The organism is Brevundimonas sp. (assembly GCF_044336875.1).
Taxonomy (GTDB): Bacteria; Pseudomonadota; Alphaproteobacteria; order Caulobacterales; family Caulobacteraceae; genus Brevundimonas.
In genome coordinates this window covers 1-21,135 of record NZ_JBIIOP010000029.1, presented here as the reverse complement: position 1 = coordinate 21,135, position 21,135 = coordinate 1, and the positions used below count along the sequence as shown (strand labels likewise).

Annotated in this window: 15 protein-coding genes and 1 pseudogene; 11 read left to right on the top strand and 5 right to left on the bottom strand. The window is 65.2% G+C overall.

The genetic code is table 11. From position 1 onward, the window contains the following. Positions 1-120: pseudogene (locus tag ACIQ1T_RS18230) on the top strand (IS5/IS1182 family transposase); the annotation flags it as partial. 171 nt (positions 121-291) lie between these two features. Beyond that, positions 292-792 carry a ferritin-like domain-containing protein gene (locus tag ACIQ1T_RS18225; protein WP_395945985.1) on the top strand — a complete coding sequence of 167 codons (501 nt, stop codon included), beginning with the start codon at positions 292-294 and terminating at the stop codon, positions 790-792. A 49-nt stretch (positions 793-841) separates the two neighbouring features. Here ACIQ1T_RS18225 and ACIQ1T_RS18220 read toward each other — a convergent pair whose 3' ends face one another. After that, positions 842-1,246: a hypothetical protein gene (locus ACIQ1T_RS18220; protein WP_395945984.1), complete on the bottom strand. Its 405-nt coding sequence runs from the start codon at positions 1,244-1,246 to the stop codon at positions 842-844. Positions 1,247-1,248: 2 nt separating this feature from the next. Continuing rightward, complete coding sequence (locus tag ACIQ1T_RS18215; protein ID WP_395945983.1) at positions 1,249-2,145, bottom strand: beta-1,6-N-acetylglucosaminyltransferase; 897 nt, start codon at positions 2,143-2,145, stop codon at positions 1,249-1,251. Positions 2,146-2,654: 509 nt separating this feature from the next. Between ACIQ1T_RS18215 and ACIQ1T_RS18210 the strand changes: the two genes are divergently transcribed. The 5 genes from ACIQ1T_RS18210 (at position 2,655) to ACIQ1T_RS18190 (ending at position 11,688) form a co-directional block, all read left to right on the top strand. Further along, the gene (locus ACIQ1T_RS18210) at positions 2,655-3,446 is read left to right on the top strand and encodes a DUF3313 family protein (protein ID WP_395945982.1); all 792 of its coding nucleotides are present in this window, start codon (positions 2,655-2,657) and stop codon (positions 3,444-3,446) included. A gap of 164 nt (positions 3,447-3,610) precedes the next feature. Next, entirely contained in the window at positions 3,611-6,934 is a 3,324-nt protein-coding gene (locus ACIQ1T_RS18205) for a PAS domain S-box protein (protein WP_395945981.1), read from the top strand. Between the two features lie 311 nt (positions 6,935-7,245). After that, positions 7,246-9,390 (top strand): catalase, encoded by a 2,145-nt coding sequence (locus ACIQ1T_RS18200; protein ID WP_395945980.1) that lies wholly within the window; start codon positions 7,246-7,248, stop codon positions 9,388-9,390. A 133-nt stretch (positions 9,391-9,523) separates the two neighbouring features. Further along, the gene (locus ACIQ1T_RS18195) at positions 9,524-11,188 is read left to right on the top strand and encodes an FAD/NAD(P)-binding protein (RefSeq protein ID WP_395945979.1); all 1,665 of its coding nucleotides are present in this window, start codon (positions 9,524-9,526) and stop codon (positions 11,186-11,188) included. Continuing rightward, positions 11,185-11,688, top strand: coding sequence for a DUF1543 domain-containing protein (locus ACIQ1T_RS18190; RefSeq protein ID WP_395945978.1), 504 nt, complete (start codon positions 11,185-11,187; stop codon positions 11,686-11,688). Before ACIQ1T_RS18195 ends, ACIQ1T_RS18190 begins: the two co-directional genes overlap by 4 nt. Before the next feature lie 347 nt (positions 11,689-12,035). On the opposite strand, the gene ACIQ1T_RS18185 is transcribed toward ACIQ1T_RS18190, so the two are convergent. The 3 genes from ACIQ1T_RS18185 to ACIQ1T_RS18175 all read right to left on the bottom strand — a co-directional run bounded on the left by ACIQ1T_RS18185 (position 12,036) and on the right by ACIQ1T_RS18175 (position 16,063). Continuing rightward, positions 12,036-13,148 (bottom strand): hypothetical protein, encoded by a 1,113-nt coding sequence (locus tag ACIQ1T_RS18185; RefSeq protein WP_395945977.1) that lies wholly within the window; start codon positions 13,146-13,148, stop codon positions 12,036-12,038. A gap of 212 nt (positions 13,149-13,360) precedes the next feature. Continuing rightward, positions 13,361-14,089 carry a trypsin-like serine peptidase gene (locus ACIQ1T_RS18180; RefSeq protein ID WP_395945976.1) on the bottom strand — a complete coding sequence of 243 codons (729 nt, stop codon included), beginning with the start codon at positions 14,087-14,089 and terminating at the stop codon, positions 13,361-13,363. Positions 14,090-14,815: 726 nt separating this feature from the next. Beyond that, positions 14,816-16,063 carry an NAD(P)/FAD-dependent oxidoreductase gene (locus tag ACIQ1T_RS18175; RefSeq protein ID WP_395945975.1) on the bottom strand — a complete coding sequence of 416 codons (1,248 nt, stop codon included), beginning with the start codon at positions 16,061-16,063 and terminating at the stop codon, positions 14,816-14,818. Between the two features lie 222 nt (positions 16,064-16,285). On the opposite strand from ACIQ1T_RS18175, the gene ACIQ1T_RS18170 reads away from it, so the two are divergent. From ACIQ1T_RS18170 to ACIQ1T_RS18155, 4 genes are all read left to right on the top strand, one after another. Next, a complete protein-coding gene (locus ACIQ1T_RS18170) occupies positions 16,286-16,789 on the top strand; it encodes an RNA polymerase sigma factor (RefSeq protein WP_395945974.1) in 504 nt (167 codons plus the stop codon). After that, a complete protein-coding gene (locus tag ACIQ1T_RS18165) occupies positions 16,789-17,763 on the top strand; it encodes a FecR family protein (RefSeq protein WP_395945973.1) in 975 nt (324 codons plus the stop codon). Before ACIQ1T_RS18170 ends, ACIQ1T_RS18165 begins: the two co-directional genes overlap by 1 nt. Before the next feature lie 7 nt (positions 17,764-17,770). Beyond that, complete coding sequence (locus tag ACIQ1T_RS18160) at positions 17,771-20,521, top strand: TonB-dependent receptor domain-containing protein (RefSeq protein WP_395945972.1); 2,751 nt, start codon at positions 17,771-17,773, stop codon at positions 20,519-20,521. Between the two features lie 139 nt (positions 20,522-20,660). Continuing rightward, the coding region (locus ACIQ1T_RS18155; protein ID WP_395945971.1) for a TonB-dependent receptor plug domain-containing protein at positions 20,661-21,135 on the top strand (475 nt) is incomplete at its 3' end.

Genomic DNA, 21,135 nt, shown 5'->3' with positions numbered 1-21,135 from the left:
ATTGAGATCATGTTCGGCAGGCTGAAGGACTGGCGGAGGGTCGCCATGCGCTACGACCGCTGCCCGACCGTCTTCCTGTCCGCCATAGCCCTCGCCGCTACCGTCCTGTTCTGGCTATGAGTCCTGAGCCTAGCTGCTGTATCCAATAGCGTGCGACGACCAGCATCGAAACATGCGCCGAAATGGTTTGGTCAGCGGGCTCTGCCTGTTACCGAACAGAGGAACGATACGGCCTTGGATCGCTTGTGGTGGAGCGCGATCGCGCTCAACCCATAATAGAAAGAAACGACCATGGCCGAGAAGACGCTCGACACCCTGTTCCACGATACGCTCAAGGACATCTACTACGCGGAGCGAAAAATCCTGAAGTCCCTGCCCAAGATGGCGCGCGCCGCGCAGTCGCCGGAGCTGAAGGCGGCCTTTGAGAAGCACAAGGACCAGACCGAAGGCCAGATTGAACGCCTGCAGCAGGTGTTCGAACTGATCGGCAAGGCGCCGCGCGGCAAGACCTGTGACGCCATTGAAGGCATCCTGGCAGAGGGTGACGAGATCATCGAGGAATACAAGGACAACCCCGCGCTGGACGCCGGTCTGCTGGCTGCAGCCCAGGCAGTGGAGCATTACGAGATCACCCGCTACGGCACGCTGAAACGCTGGGCTCTGGTGCTGGGCCTGACCGACGCCGCCGCACTGCTGGACGAAACCTTGCAGGAGGAATCGCAGACCGATGAAGATCTTACCAGCATTGCCGATGCTGCAGTGAACGCCGCAGCCCTCAAGAGCGCCGCATGACCTGGAAGAGGGCGGTTCCTTAGCCGCTCTCGTTCTTTCTGAAGTCCGTTTAGACGCCGAAGATCTCGTCCGGAATTTCGGTGAGGGCCGTCGCTTCCGTTCCCGATCTCTCCGTTGGGATGCCGTCGCGCCAGCGTTTGTCCTGGCTGGCGTCGGATATGCCTAACGCGTCGACCATCGCCAACAGCAGGGCGGGGCGACGCGCGAAGGCAATACCCTCGGCCTCCGATCCGACCCTCGTCTGACTTGATGGACGTCGCGCCTCATCGCGTAGTCTGGCGATCAGCGCTGCGAGATGCCCCTCGCCCTTGGCTGTGTCCATCACCGCCGCATGCGCCCTTGCCTGCCCCAGACGTTGAGGAACGGGATCGAGCTCCGACGGTCTTGTCTCGACACGCTGGGCCATCCGGATCAGGTCGTTGGCGTAAAGCCGCACATAGTTTTCTTCGATCATGATCAGGCTGCCTGTCGTTCGGTCGGAGGAAGAGTGAAGGCCAGCGCCAGGGCCGGACTGTTCTGCGCCTCACCCCGGATGTGGTTTTCCAGATGGGTCAGCACCTCGGCGTCCACCTCGGCGTCGAACTTGCGGGCGAACAGATCCTTGCCCGTGGTCAGCTGTTCGGCATCCGCCATGGTGTAGATGCGGGGACGCAGCTTGATCGCGCCGTCCGGCACCCAGTCGATGCGGCGCAGGTCGTCGCCGACGATTTCGCCGTGGGTCGCCGTATTCATCATCACCGTCTGGAAGAAGCCCTCGTCGGCGATGAAACTGTTCCGATAAAAGGCCTTGAACCGGTCAGTCTGAGGGTCGTGGCAGACGAATTCGCAAAAGCGCCGACTGACGATCATCCACTGATTACCGATGTAGGGCGTCATGCCGCGCAGAAAGGGGCGCGGGAAGGGCGTGCGGACCACCCGGTTGCGCCGCTCGATCACATAGTGGCGCACCCTGTTCATAGTGTCCGAGCGGACGATGGCCTGGTTGACCGCCCGGATGAATTCCTTGCCGCGATTCCGGGCCAGGAAGGCGCGGATGAAGCTCTGGGACTTGAGCGGAAAATCCTGGCCGCTCAGATTGATGAAGAACTCCCAGTCCGCCCCCATTTCCAGCAGCTTGGCCATGCCGCGCAGTTCCGCGTCGACCAGACTGTAGCCGCCCCACAGCGCCGGGCGGCGCTCCAGCATGGCGGCGTTCGGATAGGCAGAGAGGAAGGTCTCGATCTGCGCCGCGACGCTGGCGTCGGCATTGGCGTCGACATGGACGACATAGTGGTGGGCGGGGTGGTGGATGGCCTTGAACAGGCGCTCGAACTGGTCGGGGAAGCGATGGACCAGCAGCAGATAGGCGATCATGCCGACCGCCGATCACTCAGACGCGCGAAAACGGGCGACACGCGAGCGTGACGGACGAACAGCTCGATGAGCCATGTCATGGGCGATTTTTTCGAAGGGTGATCAAACCGGGGCGGATCGACCGTCACCCAAGACGGCTCACTCTCGGCGACCATCGCCGCATATGGGGACAGATCTCTGAATTGCGAGTCCGAACATCATTCGATGCGACCTCATGGCGGCCCGCTCCGTAGCGACTTGGGGCGAAGTTCGGAACGAGCCTGACCTGCAAGTCCTCGAGAACCGCACAGGCTAATGAAACAACTGAGGCCGACGGCATAGCGTTGCAATGAATCGACGCGCTTACGAAAACCTTTTCAGGTACGGCCGGACCGGCGCCAAAGGCGTCGCGGCGCGAGCGTTGGTTCGCGCGTCGCCTCGCTGCACCCTCGGCGTATGTTCAGGATGCGTTGAACAGGCATCCGGAGGTTGCCCTTGACCTTACTCCTGACAGTCTTGGGAGGGACCTGATGAAATCCAGTCTTTCGTTCGCGGCCGTGACTACCGCCATTGTCGTGTCGGCCTGCACGACTGCGCATGCTCCAAACTCCGGCCATCTCGCGAGCTATGAGGGGCTGGTCACGCGAACCGACACGGTGAGAGCCTCCGTCGCCCAGCGCAGGGATGACGCCTTGGCGGCCCAAATTGAAAGCGTTCTGATCGAGCGTGCAGAGTTGATGCCTGAGGCGGCCGGCGCGCTCAGTCCTGAAGACTGGGGGCTGGTCCTGGGCGAGATGGATCGGCAGGTTTGTTACGAAGTCAGCGAGCGGTTCGCCATCGCGGAAGAACCGGGCGAAGGCGTCGGCCGCATCCGCATCGCAGCGACCCGGATTTCCGCTACCAATCCGGCAGGGTCTGCCGCGTCGGCGGCGGCGAACTGGTTCATTCCTGGTCCGATCGGCGTCCGTTTGCCTGGATCGACAGGAGGCTTGGCGGCAGAGGCGGAACTGCTCTCGAGCGACGGTCGTCAGGCCGCAGCCATCGTATGGTCCCGTAACGCCGCCGTCGTCGGCACGGACGACCCGTCGCTGTCCAGCATTGGCGACGCCCATCAGCTCGCGGAAGCCTTCGGCGACATGGTCGCCGACGCATTCGCACCGCCGGAGCGCAAGCCGCGCCCGATCCCTACGCCCGACCCATGCGCCCGTTACGGGCCTAGAAATCGGGTGGAAGGCTTCGTCACCCGGGCGGTGACCGGCCTCTATCAGCCCGGTCTGAGCGGCGGCAGGAATTCCTCGTCGCCGTCCCCGGCTCCTCAATAGTCGCGTGCAGTCTGGATGGTTTGCAGCCGAGCGTCGCGAACGAGAGGGCGGCATGGATGAGGTCCAGGCCCGTCATGATCGGCGCGCCGGATCGGATACGGACGTTCCTTCGGACAGGCGAGTTGGCTATAACCAACGACTGTCCATAACGTGTTGAAAAATCGGTGTCTGAAAAGCCTCCCGCGCACGACGCGCAAGATCTCGATCGGTGCGCGGTACAAGCTGGTCTGGAGGCGGCGCTTGCTCGGGCGCAAGCCGGTCGTCTTGTCGCCGAGGCGTCGTTAGCGGCGGTCGAGACGCGTTATCGATTGGCCGCGAGGGCGACCAATGATGCGATCTGGGACTGGGACTTCGCTACAAACCACGTGACCTGGAACGCCGCCCTCGAAGACAGCTACGGCCATACCGTCGCTGAAATCGAGCCGACGGGGGATTGGTGGATCGCCCACATTCATCCTCAGGACCGGGATCGCATCGACGCCAGCATTCATGCGGCGATCGAAGGCGACGCGGAGAGCTGGACGGACGAGTACCGGTTTCGACGCGCCGATGGGACCTATGCGGCCATTCTCGATCGCGGTCATCTGATCCGGGACGCCGACGGCCGGGCGACACGCATGATCGGCGCGATGCTGGATATGACGGAACTGCAGGCGACCCGCGTGGCGCTCGCCGCGAACGAACAGAGACTGAGATTGGCGACCGAGGCGGCCGAGGTGGGTTTCTGGGACGTCGATCTGGTTGACGACATCCTGATCTGGCCGCCGATCGTGAAGGGCATGTTCGGAATCTCGCCCGAGTCCCCTGTGTCGATGTCTGACTTCTACGACGGCTTGCATCCCGACGACCGGGATCGGGCTTCACAGGCCTTTCGAGCGGCGTGCGACCCGGATGAGCGCGCGCTCTACGACGTCGAGTACCGCACTGTCGGAAAGGAAGACGGTGTCGTGCGCTGGATCGCCGCCAAGGGACGGGGCGTTTTCGACGACTCCGGCGCCTGTGTCCGGGTTGTTGGGACGGCGATTGACATCACCGCGCGTCGGCAGGCGGGGGAGGAGGTCCGCCGCAGCGAGGCGCGCCTGCGATTCCTGCGAACGCTCGACGAGGTTCTCCAGGCCGCGGCTGATGCTCCGACCGCGATGGTTTCTGCGGCGGAGCTTTTGGGGCGTCACCTGGGCGCATCGCGTTGCGCCTATGCGGACGTGGACTCAGACGGCGATCGCTTCTCCATCCGGGGGGATTACACCGCCCCGGGCGTCGGCAGTTCGATCGGCGACTACAGTCTGGATCTTTTCGGATCACGCGCCGCCGCAGACATGCGGGCCGGCCGGACCCTTGTCGTGCATGACGTCTTGCGTGAACTGGACGAGGCGGACGGACAGGCGATGTTCCGGTCGATCGGCGTCGACGCCATCGTCTGTTGCCCGCTGGTGAAGGACGGCGGTCTCGTGGCCATGATGGCCGTCCATCAGGACCGACCGAGACGGTGGGGCGACGACGAGATCGGCCTTGTCGAAGCCGTGGTGGAAAGGTGCTGGGCGCATGTCCAGCGGGTCGGCGCCGAGGCGCGCCTACGCGAAAGCGAAGCCCGTTACCGCACCCTCTTCGAAGCCGTGGATGTCGGCTTCTGCGTCATCGAAATGAAGTTCGAAGGCGTGCTCGCGGTCGACTACCGGTTCGTGGAAGCCAATCCCGCTTTCGAACGGCAGACTGGACTGGTCGACGCCGTCGGCCAATGGGCCGCGACGCTGGTCCCGGGTCTAGAACGCCACTGGTTCGACCTCTACGGTCGCGTCGCCTCAACCGGCGAAGCCGTCCGGTTCGAGAACGGGTCCGAGGTTATGGGCCGATGGTTCGACGTCCACGCCTTGCCGGTCGGACCGGCGGGGCAGAACCGGGTCTCTTTGTTGTTCAACGACATCAGCGACCGCAAGGCGGCGGAGACCCGGCTTCGGGAGCTCAACGAGACTCTGGAGAAACAGGTCGCCGATCGCACGGCGGAGCTGCGCCAGTATCACGACATCGTCGAAGCCACGACGTCGCCCATCTGCGCCTTCGACATCCACTATCGCCTGATCGCCTTCAACAAGGCGCACAACGACGAGTTCAGGCGGGTCAACGGCTTCGACACCGAGCTGGGGCAGGTGTTCCCGGACCTCTTCATTCCGGAACAGGCCAAGGCCATGCGCGCCCTGATGGACCGAGCCCTGGCGGGCGAAAGCTTCACTGTGACGGAAGTCTTCGGCAGGCCCGAGTTCGGACAGCCGGTCTGGGAGATCAGCTATACGCCGCTGCGTGATCTGAACGGCGCGATCGTCGGCGCCTTCCACCTGGCTACGGACGTTTCGGAACGGTTGAGCGCCGAAGCGGAACTTCTCAATGCCCAAGAGGCGCTGCGCCAGAGCCAGAAGATGGAGGCGATGGGCAGTTTGACCGGGGGGGTGGCGCACGATTTCAACAATCTGCTTACGCCGATCGTCGGCAGTCTCGACCTGTTGCAGCGCCAGAACTTCGGCGGCGCGAGGGAGAAGCGCCTTATCGCCGGCGCCATTCAGTCGGCGGAGCGGGCGCGCGTCCTGGTGCAGCGGCTGCTGGCCTTTGCTCGGCGCCAACCCCTCCAGCCCCAACCGGTCGATGTGGGCGCGCTCGTGGCCGGGATGGCGGAGCTTGTGACCAGCACCTCGGGGCCGCGCATTCAGGTCGAGCTGAGGGTCGCGGCCGATCTGCCGTCTGCGATCGCGGACGAAAACCAGATCGAGATGGCGATCCTCAATCTCAGCGTGAACGCCCGTGACGCCATGCCGGACGGCGGCCGTCTGACGCTCGCAGCGGAAACCCGGACCGTGGCGCGAGACCAGATCTCGGGTTTGAAGCCAGGGCGGTATGTCCGCCTGTCGGTCGCTGACACCGGCGTCGGCATGGATGAGGAGACCCGTCGGCGGGCGGTCGAACCCTTCTTTTCTACAAAGGGAATCGGCAAGGGGACGGGATTGGGCTTGTCCATGGCGCACGGTCTCGCCGCCCAACTCGGCGGCGCCTTGACGATCGACAGCACGCAGGGGGAGGGGACGACCGTAGAACTCTGGCTGCCGGCGACGGATCGCGAGGCCGTGTCCGTCGCGCGCAATGACGAGGGCGATACGAACGCGCGGACGGGGTTGGTGCTGCTCGTCGACGACGAGGAGCCGGTGCGAGAGAGCACGGCGGAGATGTTGAAGGTTCTGGGCTACACCGTGGTCGAGGCCGCTTCCGCAGAGGAAGCGCTCCAGTGTCTCGACGAGGGCCTGGAGCCCGACCTGCTGATCACAGATCATCTCATGCCCGGACAGAACGGGACCGAGCTCTGCCGCGCCTTCCAGCAGCGTCTGCCCGGACGACGCGCCCTGATCGTTTCAGGTTATGCCGAAGTGGAGGGCATCGCGCCCGATCTGGAGCGCCTGCTCAAGCCGTTCCGCCTTCCCGATTTGGCGGCCAAGCTGGCGCCTTAGCCCGGGGCGTGTCGTCGGACCGCGTAAGCGCCGGTTTTTCTCCCGTTTCTGGGAGATGACCGCTATTGACCAGCGATCAGCGCCGTCAGAGCCTCTTAAAGCGGCACCCGACGTCCTGTTTAGGCGGCCCGTCCGCGACGCGCGGCCCATTTGGCTGGGCCTTATTCTAACGCCCCTTGCAAGGAGTGATCCCATAGGTCCGAATCCGCACACAGGAACCGTCTTCGCCCGGGCTGGTTAGGGGCGAGGACCCTGCCGAAAACAGCAGTCGACCCGTCTGGTCCGCGCTCGACAGTTTCCGGAACATCACCATGGCCAAGACGCCTTCCGCTGCCCGCACCGCCGGCGCCGGGCCTGACAAGTCATCGGGTGGCAAGCCCGCCAAACCGAAGGCGGCCCAGGAGACCGGAACCGGCGGCGAGACCCACCAATCCGCGTCCGCGCCGGACCAGAGGATCACGACCAATCACGGCGTCCCCGTCAGCGACAACCAGAACACCCTGTCGGCCGGGCCGCGTGGCCCGCATCTGCTGGAGGACTTCGTCCTTCGCGAGAAGATTCAGCATTTCGACCATGAGCGGATCCCGGAAAGGATCGTCCATGCGCGCGGCTCAGCGGCGCACGGCTTTTTTGAACTGACGGAGAGCTTGGCCGACTACACCACCGCTAAGATCCTGACCGAGGTCGGCAAACAGACCGAGCTGTTTACCCGCTTCTCGACGGTCGCAGGCGGCGCAGGATCGGTCGACACGCCGCGCGACGTGCGCGGCTTTGCGGTCAAGATGTATACGGTCGAGGGCAACTGGGACCTGGTCGGCAACAACATCCCGGTCTTCTTCATTCAGGACGCGATCAAATTCCCCGACCTGATCCATTCGGTGAAGATGGAGGCCGACCGCGGCTATCCGCAAGCGGCTTCGGCCCACGACACCTTCTGGGACTTCATCGGCCTGATGCCCGAGAGCACCCATATGATCATGTGGGCCATGTCGGACCGAACCATCCCCCGCTCACTGCGGATGATCGAGGGCTTCGGCGTCCATACCTTCCGGCTGGTCAATGCGGCGGGCGAGGCGACTCTGGTCAAGTTCCACTGGCGGCCCAAGCTGGGCACCCAATCGACCTGCTGGGACGAGGCGGTCAAGATCGCCGGCGCCGATCCCGACTATCACCGCCGCGACCTGTTCGAGGCCATCGAAAAGGGCGATTTCCCGGAATGGGAGTTCGGGGTGCAACTGCTGACGCAGGAACAGGCCGACGCCCTGCCGTTCGACGTCCTCGATGCGACCAAGCTTATCCCCGAGGAACTGCATCCCATCCGCGTCGTCGGTCGGATGGTGCTGAACAGAAACCCTGACAACTTCTTCGCCGAGACCGAACAGGTCGCCTTCCTGCCCACCAATATTCCCCCGGGCATCGACTTCTCGGAAGACCCGCTGCTTCAGGGCCGGCTGTTCTCCTACCAGGACACCCAGCTGTCGCGTCTTGGCACGGTCAATTTCCACCAGATCCCGATCAATCAGCCCAAGGGCTGCCCCTTCCAGAACATGCAGCGCGACGGCCACATGCAGATGCAGGTTCCCAAGGGGCGCGCCAATTATGAGCCGAACAGTCTGGCCGAGGCGGGGGAGGACGGCGGGCCGCGCGAAGACCCGAAGGGCGGCTTCCGCAGCTTCCAGACGCCGGTCGAAGGGACGAAGGTCCGCATCCGCGCCGAGACCTTCGCTGACCACTTCAGCCAGGCGCGCTTGTTCTTCCGCTCCCAGACCGAGATCGAGCAGGCCCACCTCGCCAGCGCCTTGGTGTTCGAACTGTCCAAGGTGACACTGGAGCATGTACGGGTGCGTGTTCTGTCCAATCTACTGAACGTCGATGAGATTCTGGCCGCGCGGGTCGCGGACGGATTGGCCATGGATCTGCCGAAGGCCTCGGCTGCAGCTGTGGAGCCGTTCGACATGGACGACAGCCCGGCGCTGCGCATCGTCGGCAAATATCCGGACACCCTGAATGGGCGTCTGATCGGTGTTCTCGTCACCGACGGCGCCGACGGCGCCCTCGTCGCGGCCGTCCGCAAGGCGGCGGAAGGGCAGGGCGCCCAGGTCCAGCTGATCGCGCCTAAGGTCGGAGGGGTCGTCCTCAAGGACGGGTCGAAGCTGAAGGTGGATCGTCAGTTGGCCGGGTCGCCTTCCGTGCTGTTTGACGCGGTGGCCCTGATCCTGTCCGAGACCGGATGCGAGCTATTGCTCGGCGAAGGCGCTGCCGTCGATTTCGCCAAGGACGCGTTCGGGCACCTGAAGGCCATCGCTCATACGGCTGAAGCCCAGCCGTTGCTCGACAAGGCCGGTGTGGTTGCCGACGATCGCGTCCTTGTCCTTGGCAAGGATGGCAAGGCGTTCGCTGCTGCGGCGGCAGGTCGGCAATGGGATCGCGAACCCAAGGTCCGGATTCTGGCCTGAGCCATGGCGACTGCGGTGAGAGCCAAGGCTGAAGACGGGGCGCCGCGTCGGATAGCCGACGCGAAACGACTGAGCCAGTCGTGTGGATTTCTTGCGCGTGGCGCCAATCCGCCGATTGGGCATTGAGCCTGGAATGACTGCTTCCATCGCCTTCGTCGGCGCAGGCCCGACCACGCTCTACAGTCTGCATAGCCTCCTCGGCCGGATCGACGGCGAAGTGGCGATCACGGTCTTCGAGGAACAGCCGACGGTCGGCCTGGGCGCGCCCTATCGGCCAGGCTGGAACGACCCGGCCATGCTGTCCAACATCGCCAGCGTGGAGATCCCGCCGCTGAGCGAGACCTTGTTGGGCTGGATGCGGCGTCAGGCGGAGCCGGACCTTGCCGCCATGGGCATCCACGCCGCTGAGGTGCATGAACGCGCCTTTGTGCCTCGGGTGGCCCTCGGACGCTATTTTCGGGACCAGTTCGACGCCCTTGTCGCCGCTAGTCGGGCCCGTGGCGTCGATATCGACATCCGGACACGCACCCGGGTGATCGACATTACCTCGACCGAGGACGGGATGCTGGTGACCTTCACGCGGCAGGGAGGCGTCTTCCACGAGATGTTCGACCGCGTCGTTCTGGCGACGGGGCATCAGTGGCCGTCGGAGCAGGAAGTTCGCCCGGGCTATTTCCTCAGTCCCTGGCCGGCCGACGCCTTGGCGGCCACGCCGCCGATCGAGGTGGGAATCCGGGGCTCGTCCCTGACGGCGATCGATGCCGCCGTGGCCCTGGCCGGCGCCCATGGCGTCTTTCGCCGGACGGAGGACGGCCTGGTCTATGACGCGGCGCCGGGAACGGAGGGTTTCCGGATGACGATGATGTCCCGCAAGGGCCTTTTGCCGGAAGCGGACTTCTTCTTTCCCCTTCCGCACGCGCCGCTGTCGATCTGTACGCCGAAAGCCATAGGCGAGCTTCTAGCGAACGTCCGCGGGGATCTACTGGATCGGGTCTTCGATCTGTTCCGACGGGAGTTGACGCTGGCCGATCCGGCCTATGCTCGGGCCATGAACCTTGAGGCCGCGACGCTGGAAGAGTTCTGCGAGGCCTATTTCGGAGATCGGGCGGCGAAAGATCCTTTCGCGTGGGCCGAGGTCAATCTGGAAGAGGCGCGCCGCAACCACGCGGATCGGGTCACCGTCCCTTGGCGCGACGCCATCTTGCGCATGCATGAGGTTGTCGCGGTCATCGCACCGCACCTCGACGACGCCGGCTTCGTCAGGTTCAGCAGGCACTTCAAACCGGTCTTCGTCGACGACTATGGGGCGGTGCCGCATGAAACGATCGAGCGGATGCTCGCCCTGCATCGCGCCGGCAAGCTGGACGTGCTTGCCCTGGGTGACGATTACCGCATCGACGCGCATCGTCCGGAAGGCGGCGTCCTGCTGACGCTAGAGCGGAAAGACCGCCATTTCCCGGTATTTATCGAGGCGACCGGTCAGCGTCCGCTCTCGGCGATCCAATTCCCCTTCCTGTCGCTGCTGGAGCAGGGGATTGTCCGTGACGAGATCACCACCGATGCTGGCCCGTCGCGCGGCATCGTCATTGACGCGGATTTCCACCCGGTCGTTAACAGTCGAGCCATGGACAGGCTGTTCTGCCTCGGCCTGCCTTTCATCATGGGGCGCCACCCGTTCATTCAGGGCATCACCAGTTCCCACGACATGGGTCAGATTGTAGGCAAGGCTCTGGCCGAAGGCGTCCGCATGGACAAACCGACTTTGGAGAACGTGGCGATGACGGCAGAGGCGGCTTGAAGCTCTTCGCAATCTACATTGGGGGCGAGCACCCCGGCGCCAATATCGAGGTGCACGACATGCGCTTCGTCGTCGCTCCGACCATCGAAGCAACCTACCCGACGCTGCTGCGCCAATGGTGGGGCAAGCCGGGCAGTCTGCACGTCGATTGCTGGGCCGAGGTCGGCCAAGCCGACGGTTATGAGATCTCGCTTCGGCCGGAGCCGTTCGAAGGCGCCGAGCGTCTCTATTACGTCAATCTGGGCGGCTACGATGGCGTCGATTTCGCCGAGAAGCACCGCAACGTCTTTGTCGTGGCCGACACCCTGTCGGGCGCCAAGCGCCGCGCCATCAAACTGGCTAGGGACTGGACCGATCCTCACCGTGACGCGATGTACGAGGCTGAACAGGCCTTCTCCCTCACGGACGCGGCTTCAGCCGAACGCTTACATATCCACCTGACCGCAGGCCTGCATTCCTGGCCCATGTCCTTCACCTGCCGCTACACGCCGATCCGCTAAGCATAAGGCGGCCTTCAGAAGACCGATCGGTCCGACCAGACGATGTACCGTTCCTGGCGCATCTGCGACATCCTTGAACAGCTTCCGAGACCGACACCGCGTGCGGCCTATCTCGAACACTGCGGCCGGGAGGGCCTGACGCCGGATCCGCGGCTTCCGGGGCGTCCGACGATCGCCCCGGAAGCCTGCGACGGCCACACCGCCTCCATCGGGCCGCACCTTGGCTGTCTGCGCGACATTGACGGACGGGCCGCCGATCAGGCCGACCCCGTTCGAGCCTCCTCGCCGCATTAAGTCCGATGACACCCGAGCGCCGGCTCGCCTTGGTACGTGGCCGCAAGTCCCTATCAGACCCGCTGGCACGCGCTGGCGTTGGCGACGCTTGGAGATGCCCCTGAAACCGCCACCAGCGATCCGAAGGGCTGGGCGGCCCCAGCCTTAATGGCGGCGATGTTGGCTTTAATCTGCGCCGATCGCGCGGCCGCCGACTTGGTGAAGCGGTCCTGGACGCCCGCCGGCTCGTCCGCGACGCTCGCCGCCCGGCAGTAGGCGACCAGCGCCATCCGCGCCGCCCCTTCGGCCGAGGCGTATTCCGCTTCAAGGGTGAGGGCCGCGGTTTCCGCTGTCGCGGCGAAGTCGTCGTCGATCTCGCGCCGGACCGCCTCATCGATCTTGGGCCGGACCGCGCCGAAAACGCCGGCGATGAAGGCCAAACCTTCGTTCGTAGGCCGGGTCTCGACGACCGTGATGGTCGCGGTGATCGCGACGCCGTCCGAGCCCGCATACTGCATCTCGGCCACCGAGCCGGCCGGGGTGGAGACGTCGGCGTTCAGGTCGACCGCTCCCGCTGCGGGAGATGCTGGGGTCGCAGGGGTAGCCGGAGTCGCCGGCGTGACTACCGTGGCTGTGGCGGGCGCCGTGCGTGCCGCCGGCGGATTGAAGCCGGTGAACCACGACGCTTCGTAGACGTAGCGACGCTGGGCGTTCCGTTGGAACACCTCGCCGCCCGCGCCCAGCCTGCGGTCAGGAACGAGGACGACGCCGCCCACGGCGTCGCCGCCGGCCTTGTTGAACTTGAGCATGATCGACAGGTCGCGGCTTCCCCGTGTCTCGCCGTCGATTGATCGGCTCATGTGGGCGTAGACGGGGGCGAAGGTCAAAGCGGCGTTGTTGTTTGCATTGACCAGGCGAAGTTCGACGAACTGATCCAGGCGACGGATCGGCGGCAGCTCAAGCGCGGCGAGGCGCTCCCGTCCCTCCTTGTCGTTCGGGCGCAAGCCGATCGCCGTCGCCACATCGACCACCGGCGTCGTGCCGGTGGGTGTGAACGAGCCTCGGATGAACACCACGCATTTCGGCGCGGTGCCGGGCCTCAGTTGAAGGTTGGTAGTCGCGACGCTGCTGGGCAGGGCGCCCCCCTTGGCGCCCTCCGTCAGAGCCGTCCCGAAGCTCTCCAGCAACCTGGTCGCGGTGCCCGCTAGGACGGCGGCGACCAGACCCGCAGCCTCCGGTCCGGCTGGCTCATGAATGCAGGGGCTTCCCGTGGCGAACACGCGCGCCTCTCCTGAGGTCCGGTACGTCAGAGGCCGGACGCCGGGGAAGCCGGACGTGGCGCAGCCGCCGAGCACGAAGGAAAGAGCGAGAGCAGGGACCAGAAGACGTCGCATGAGGATCACCGGATGGAGGCGCGGACGGATTGGACGAGAGTGCGGACCTCTTTGAGAACCGGCGGGGTGAACCGTAGGCCGCGGTTGCCGGCCTGGCCGGCGGCGGCGCCCGACAGATGGATCGCGGCCGCTCGAGGCGCGCCGCCGTCGACCATGAAGACCGGAGCGCCGCTGTCGGCCTCCTGGGTGTTGATGCGATATCTGAGGTCCGCTCCGACCGTGGTCAGAACCGCGCCGGACGCCTGTCGGTAGAGCGGCGATCCGTTCCAGCTGTAGCCGTAGCCCGCCAAGGTGACCGAGGACCCGTCGGTCTCGCCGAGCTGGAACACCGTCTCGGGCCTCGGCTCCACGAGAACGACGGCCAGGTCCAGGGTCTCGTGCTTGAGCGGAAGGGCGCAAACGTGCGGCCTCGGCGGCGCAGGTCGCATTTGGGCGTCGTACCCCATCCACAGCGCCAGGCCGTTCCAGATCACATCAAAGTTGTGACGCGCCGTGAGGATGACGTCGGGGGCGATGAGGAAGCCGGTGCCCACCTGCACCGCTTGCCGGTCGATCAAGGTGTTGACGAGGACGACGCCGTCCCAAGGCGCGGTGCCGGGGTCCGGGGCGGGAACCCTCGGAGCTGCGCCCGGCACGGTGCTCCATTGCGACTTCCGCCCGGTATCGTGCGGCCCGCCGAACGGCTGGTCGAAGTCCTGATCGAGTACGAGATCGTCTGCCGCCTTGCCGCTCACAGCCCCCTCCTGATCGCGCGTGAGTTGTAGTATACATAACGTCGATTGACGATAGTGAATCACTCCGGACGGCGTCGTGATGCGTCACCTGCTGCCGTCCTGGTCGTTCTCGCCGCCTGCACCCCCGCGCCGCCGACCATCATGGGGCACCCCTCAGTGTCGACGGCGAAACCCTCGAAATCCACGAAGGGCGCATCCGCATCTGGGCGTGGACGCTCCGGAAGGCCGGCAGACGTGCGACGGCGCCGACGGTATAGCCTACGCCTGCGGCCAACTGTCCGCGAACCGACTGGATCAGCGGCTGCAGGACTAGGTCGTTTCCTGCTTCGAGGAGGACACCGACCGCTACGGCCGCATGGTAGCCCGGTGCAAGGTGGACGGAGAAGACCTCGGAGCCTTGGTCGGTGAGCCCGGCGCGAGGGGCCGTAACCTCCCGGTCAAATGGATCGGCGCTCGCGGTGCGGCCGCCGCTTGCGGTCGCATGAACTCCGGACTGCGAACGTCTGGTTCCCGGCACGGTGCCAATGTCCGATTCTGGCGCGTCGCAGACTTGGTCGACTTGAACAGGGCAGGGCGCATCCCACCGGAGCGGGGCCGGCTGGGTCTCGTTCCTGACCCGAGCCGCTGCTCCCGCCTGAAGCCATCATGATAACAGCGCCAAGTCGTGACACATCCCGGTTGGGCCGAGGCGAGACCGGCGTCGTCCGGCCTCGGCGAGGCGTATTTTCAACTGGGCTGTGTGGTCAGCGAAAACAGGCCATCGACGTCCGGGTCGGTCGCGCGCCCCAGGACGCGGTTTGAGACATAGTCTCCCGTCAACGGCCCGAACTTGAATCCGTGGCCGCCGCCGCCGCCAGCGATCCAGACGTTGTCATAGTCAGGGTGCCGGTCGATGATGAAGTTGGTGTTGGCAGTGGATTCCATCTGGCAGACACGGGTCTCCAAGATCGGAGCATCCTCCATGTCGGGGAAGCGATGGCCGATGTAGCGACGGCCGCGGGCCAGGATGTGGTCGGTCGGAAGACGTTCTGTCGTATCGGGGTCGATCCGCACCTGACCGCCGCCGTTCGGCGAATATTTCAGGCCGCGGGAATCGATGTTGCCGAAGCCGTAGCCGCCCTCGATATGGTCGTGCCAGGCGGGCTGGTTGGGCCAGGAGAAGCGGGTGTCGCCGGCTGGCACGCCCCAGTAATAATATTCACTGCGGGCCACGGTGACACGCGGCGTCATCAGGCTGGGGAAGACCTTCGGCGACCATGGGCCGCAGGCGAAAACGAACTGGTCTGCGGCCACCGTGCCGCCGTCGCCGAGTTTGACGTTTTCCAGGCGACGGCCGTTGGCGTCGCCGGGCATGGCGCGAGCGGTGCGGAAGGTTCCGCCCTTCTGCTGGAAGACCTCCGAGGTGCGGATCATGCTGTTGCGCGCCATCAAGACGACCGCGCTTTCTTTCTCGACGAAGGCGAATTCGACATCGTCGAAATTCATCTGCGGATACGCGCGGCGCAACTGGGCGCGGTCGAGCACTTCGTAATGGATTCCGAGCCGGTCGAACGTCGCGCGCTGGGCCAGCATCGCCGGCGACCATTCCTGGGCCAGCTCTAGCCGGTCGTTGGGGAAGACCAGTTTGCGCTCGAACTCGACCTCGCGGGCGCGCCAGAGTTCAAGGGCCTTCAAGGACCAGGCGGAGTAGAATCCGTGTTCGCCATACCCTGAGCGCAGAGAACGGGTCTCGCCGGCGGACGACGCACGCGGATTGGAGGGGCCGTACTCGTCGATCGAGGTGACCTTGGCCCCCTTTTCGAGCAACGACAGGGCAGTCCATCCGCCGAAGGCGCCGGCGCCGATCACAGCGATGTCGGGTCTGCCTCGGGCCGAGGCGGGGCGTGTCGTCTGCGCCTTGGCGCTGGTCGCCGCAGCGACCGCGACGCCGGCGGCGCCAGCCGCGCCATTGAGGAAGAAACGTCTGTCGATCATGCAAGCCCCCTGGGTGATCTCGTGCCGTATGACGCAGTGGGACGTGAAATCCTCATAGGTGTGCGGAAGAAAAGTCACAGGGCGCGCAAGAAATTTGCGATCGGGCTTGTTGCGGTGCAGCGCAGGTGAAACAAAAGCGTCATCCGTCGTCGTTGGGGATAGCGTCGGTGGAGGGGAGTTTCGGTTGTGTCCGTCACCACGCCATCTACCGGACCGGATGGGATGCTCGCGCAGCTCGACGCCCGGTTTCGTCGACCGCTCAATCGGTTTTTTCATAGCCGCACGCGCGATTCCGCCGAGTCCGAGGACCTCACCCAAGAGGTGTTCCTGCGGCTGACGCGCCGGGCGGGAGACGGCCCGCTCGAGAATGTGGATGCCTTCGTCTTCACCGTCGCAGCGAACCTGCTCCGAGACCGGGGGCGGCGGCAGTCCGTCCGCGGGGTCAGCGTCGATCATGCCGAAACCCTCGAGCGCGGCCGATCCGTCGATTCGGCTCTGGTTGAGGAAATTCACCCCCAACGCGTCCTAGACGCCAAGGACGACTTGAAACGTGCGCTGCAGGCCCTCAACGAGTTGCCGACGCGGACGCAGGACGCGTTCGTCCTCAGGAGGGTGGAAGGCATGAGCATCAAGGAGGTCGCGCTTACGCTGGGTGTCTCCGTCAGCGCCGTCGAGAAACATCTCGCGCGCGCGGTAGCTCACCTTGCAGCGAGGCTGGCGGACTGATGCAGGAGCCTTCCACCCGCGACGCGCGCAGACAAGCCGCTTCGGAATGGCGCGTACGTCAGGCCGATGGCTTGTCGGTCGATGAGGCTACGGCGTTCCAGGCCTGGCTTTCGAACCCGGAGAACGCCGTCGCCTATGAAGCCGCCGACCGTGCGTGGGCCAGCTTCGACGCGGCGAACGAGGCGGATCTCGTCTTGTTGCGGCGTCGGGTCCGGTCTCGGGTGTCGAAATACAACCGCAGCATCGCGGTACGCCGTTTCTCAGGCCTGGCGGCGGCGTTGGTCATCGGCCTGGGCGGCTATGGCCTCTACCAGGCCCGCACGAACGGGGCCCTCTATGTCGCCGCCGCCGAGACGCCACGCGAGGTCCGCCTGGCCGACGGCTCGCTGATCATCCTGGACGGCGGCGCTCGGGTGCGGGCGCATCTGGGAGGAAACTCCCGCGATATCGAACTGTTGGAAGGCCAAGCCCGGTTCGACGTGGCTCATGATCCGACGCGGCCGTTCCGCGTGGATGTCGGTGCGGGTGTGGTTCAGGCCGTCGGAACCGTGTTCAACATTGATCGGCGCTCCAGCGAGGCCACAGTGACGCTTGTCCAGGGTGCGATCGACGTATTTGAGGACGGCCACGCCGACGCCAAGCCCCGCCGTCTGCGGGCCGGGGAGCAGATCCATATAACCTCTGGGACGCGGACCGAACCCATGGTGCGCGAGGTGGAAACCCAGACTGCAACCGTCTGGGCGTCCGGCAGGATGCGCTTCTACGACGTGGCCCTGCCGGATGCGGTCGCCAGAATGAACCGATCCGCCGACCGCCCGATCATTCTCGAGGGTGAAGGCCTGAAGACCCTGCGGGTCAGCGGCGCCTTCCGTTATGGCGACGCCGAAGGCTTTGGACGGGCGGCCGCCCGTCTGCTCGACCTAGAACTCGCCGAACGCCCCGACGCCCTCGTGCTCCAGTCGTCCAGCGAGTAGGCTTAAGGTGGATCGTCGCCTGCTCCAGGTTTCGACGATCGCGGCGGTGATCGTCGCTGTGCCGGCAGCGGCGACAGCCCAGACCCGAACCTATCGCTTCGATCAGCCTTCGATGTCCATGGATGCGGCTCTGACCCAGCTGGCGGAGACGGCGGGCCGGGACATCCTGTTTTCGGCCGGGGCGACGGCGGGGCGGCGGGCGCCGGCCATCCGCGGGCAAATGACGCTCGACACGGCCCTGGTTCTTGCGCTCGCCGGCGCCGACTTGCACGCCGACCTTACCGGATCGGCCGTCGTCATCGAGCGGGGCGCGCCGGCGGCGGCAAGCCTGGCGACAGTTGTCGAAGAGGTGGTGGTGACCGGCAACCGAGCGCGCGCGCGCTCGGTCGAAGACTCGCCCGCGCCCGTCGACGTGCTCGGTCGTGACGACATCGGGTCAACCGGCTTCGTGGACACGACCGATGTCCTGAGGATGTTGATTCCGTCGTTCACTGTTGGCCGCAACCCGAACAGCGATGCGGGGACGTTCGTGCGTCCGGCCAGCCTGCGGGGCCTGCCGGGCGACAAGACCCTGCTGTTGGTCAACTCGAAGCGTCGACACCGTTCGGCGGCGGTCAGCGCTTCGGGCTTCGGCTCGCAGGCGGCGGACTCGGCGACCATCCCGGCCTCGGCCATCCGCACCATCGAGGTGCTGCGTGACGGTGCGGCGGCCCAGTACGGCTCGGACGCCGTGGCCGGCGTCATCAACTTCCTGCTGAAGGAAGACGACCACGGCGGCTCTCTGACGGCGCGGGTTGGCCAGTACTACGAAGGCGACGGCCAGGACTATTTCCTGGCGGGCAACATCGGTCTGCCGCTGACCGAGAACGGCTTCATCAACATCTCGGCCGAGTACAACAAGGCCGAACAGACCTCGCGCGGCGGACCCTATTGCTCGGCCGCCTTCTGCGCGGCGGACTATGCCGCCGAGAACCCGGAATACGCCGCCCTGGTCGATCCGACACAGCCGCTGTCGATGATCGGCCAACCGTCGCTGGAGGCGGTGCGGGGCTTCGTCAACGCCGGGATCGACCTGGACGACGACACGCGGATCTACGCCTTCGGCAACTTCTCGCGATCGAACTCGGTCGCGGACGCCATCTACCGCTATCCGACCAATGATCAGACCACTCTGGACGTGCCGGTGCGGCTGCCCGACGGTTCGGTGTTCAGCTTCAACGAAATCTTCCCCGGCGGCTTCACCCCCAAATACAGCGCCATCATCACCGACTACAGCCTCGTCGCCGGCTGGCGGGGGCGGACGGTCGCAGGTCTCGGCTTCGATCTGAGTGCGCGCTTCGGGGCCGATCGAATGAAGTACAAGACCGAAAACGCGCTGAACCCGTCCCTCGGCCCGGCCAGTCCCCGCGCCTTCACGCGCGCCAACTATGTGGCCGAGGAATGGGCGTTGAACGCGGACTTCACCCGGGATTTCGTCTTGCCGTTGACTGATCGCTCCGCCAACGCCGCCTTTGGCCTGGAATACCGCAACGAATCCTTCGAGCCGCAGCCGGGGCAGGCCTCGGCCTATGCCGCAGGCCCCTACGCGCGCAGCGACCCGTGGGGCTTCTGCGCCGAAGGCGCGACGGCGCCGATCGGTGTGGACTGCGCCGATCCCGACGATCCCGTCTACAACACCCTGCCGGCCATGACTCTGACGGTTTCGCCCGCTCAGGCCGGACGGCTGGATCGGCGCAGCCTTGCCGCCTACTCCGAACTGTCCTTTGAAGTCACCGAGGCGCTGCTGTTCGATGCGGCCTTGCGATACGAGGATTTTTCCGACTTCGGCGATACGCTCAACGGCAAGCTGGCGGCGCGTTATGTCGTGACGCAGGGGCTGACTTTGCGCGGTTCCATCGGCACGGGCTTCCGCGCCCCGACGCCGGGCCAGCAGTCCTTCTCGAACACCCAGTTCAACACCGTCGACGGTGCGATCCAGGTCACGGGTCTGTTTCCCGCAGGGAGCCCCGTGTCCCGATTTTTGGGTGCGCAGCCTTTGAAGCCGGAAACGGCCTTCAATCTGTCCGCAGGCCTGGTGGCGCGGTTGGGACGGGATACGAGCCTGAGCGTGGACGTCTATCGGATCGCGATTAAGGACCAGTATTATCGCACCTCCTCCATAGCGGTGACCCCGGCCATCCGCCAGGCCATGTCGGATGCGGGAGTGGTGGGTGCGGAAAGCGTGTCGTCGGTGCAGTTCTTCCAGAACGCTCTCGATGCGACGGTCACTGGCGTCGATGTCGTCGCGACCCATGCTTTGGAATGGGGCGGGGGACAGTCGACGCGTTTTACCTTCAACGCCAACGCCAATCGTTATGAGGTGGACCGGGTCAATATCGTCGGGCTTCTCGATCGGGAGGAAGTCTTCGATTTCGAGAACGGCCTGCCGGCCTGGCGTGGCGCCCTGCAGGTCGAGCATGAGGTCGGGCGCTGGCGTCTGACTGCGCGTGGTACGCTTTGGGGCGGCTACGAAAACATGTTCAGCGCAGCAGACCCGCGTATTCAGACCTTCGATCCCGAGTTCATGATGGATGTCGAGGCCGGGTATCGGATCCGTGAGGGCCTCAACCTGTCGATCGGCGCCCGAAACCTCTTCAATGCCTACCCGGCTCTGGACCGGATCGGGGAGGGGACAGCCAACGGGGCGCTTTACCGTGCGGATTCCGTTGTCGACTGGCAGGGCGGGTTCTGGTTCGTCCGGCTCGAGGCGCGTTTCTAACGCTGTCTTGACGGCTTTCGTGTCGTCTACGGAAAAAAATCGACACGACGGATGCGGGTTTTTCACGACCGCGCGTCCCCCTTGATGAGGCCGCCGCTACCGCCTCTCATCCGACGCCGCGGCCTAGGGGATATTGAAAATGCTGAAGAACCTGCTTTGCGCGGGCGCGTCCTTGGCTGTCCTGACGGTCGCCGGAACGACACAGGCTCAAGAGACGTCGACTGCGCCCGAAACCCAATCCTCCGAACTCGGCGAGATCGTTGTGACCGGTAGCCGCGGTCGCCCGCGCACGGTGCAGGATTCGCCGGTGCCCATCGATGTGCTGAGCGCTGAAGACATTCAGAGCAGCGGTTTCACCGACACCACCGACACCCTTCGCATTCTGATTCCGTCGTTCACTGTTGGCCGCAACCCGAACAGCGATGCGGGGACGTTCGTGCGTCCGGCCAGCCTGCGGGGCCTGCCGGGCGACAAGACCCTGCTGTTAGTCAACTCGAAGCGTCGACACCGTTCGGCGGCGGTCAGCGCTTCGGGCTTCGGCTCGCAGGCGGCGGACTCGGCGACCATCCCGGCCTCGGCCATCCGCACCATCGAGGTGCTGCGTGACGGTGCGG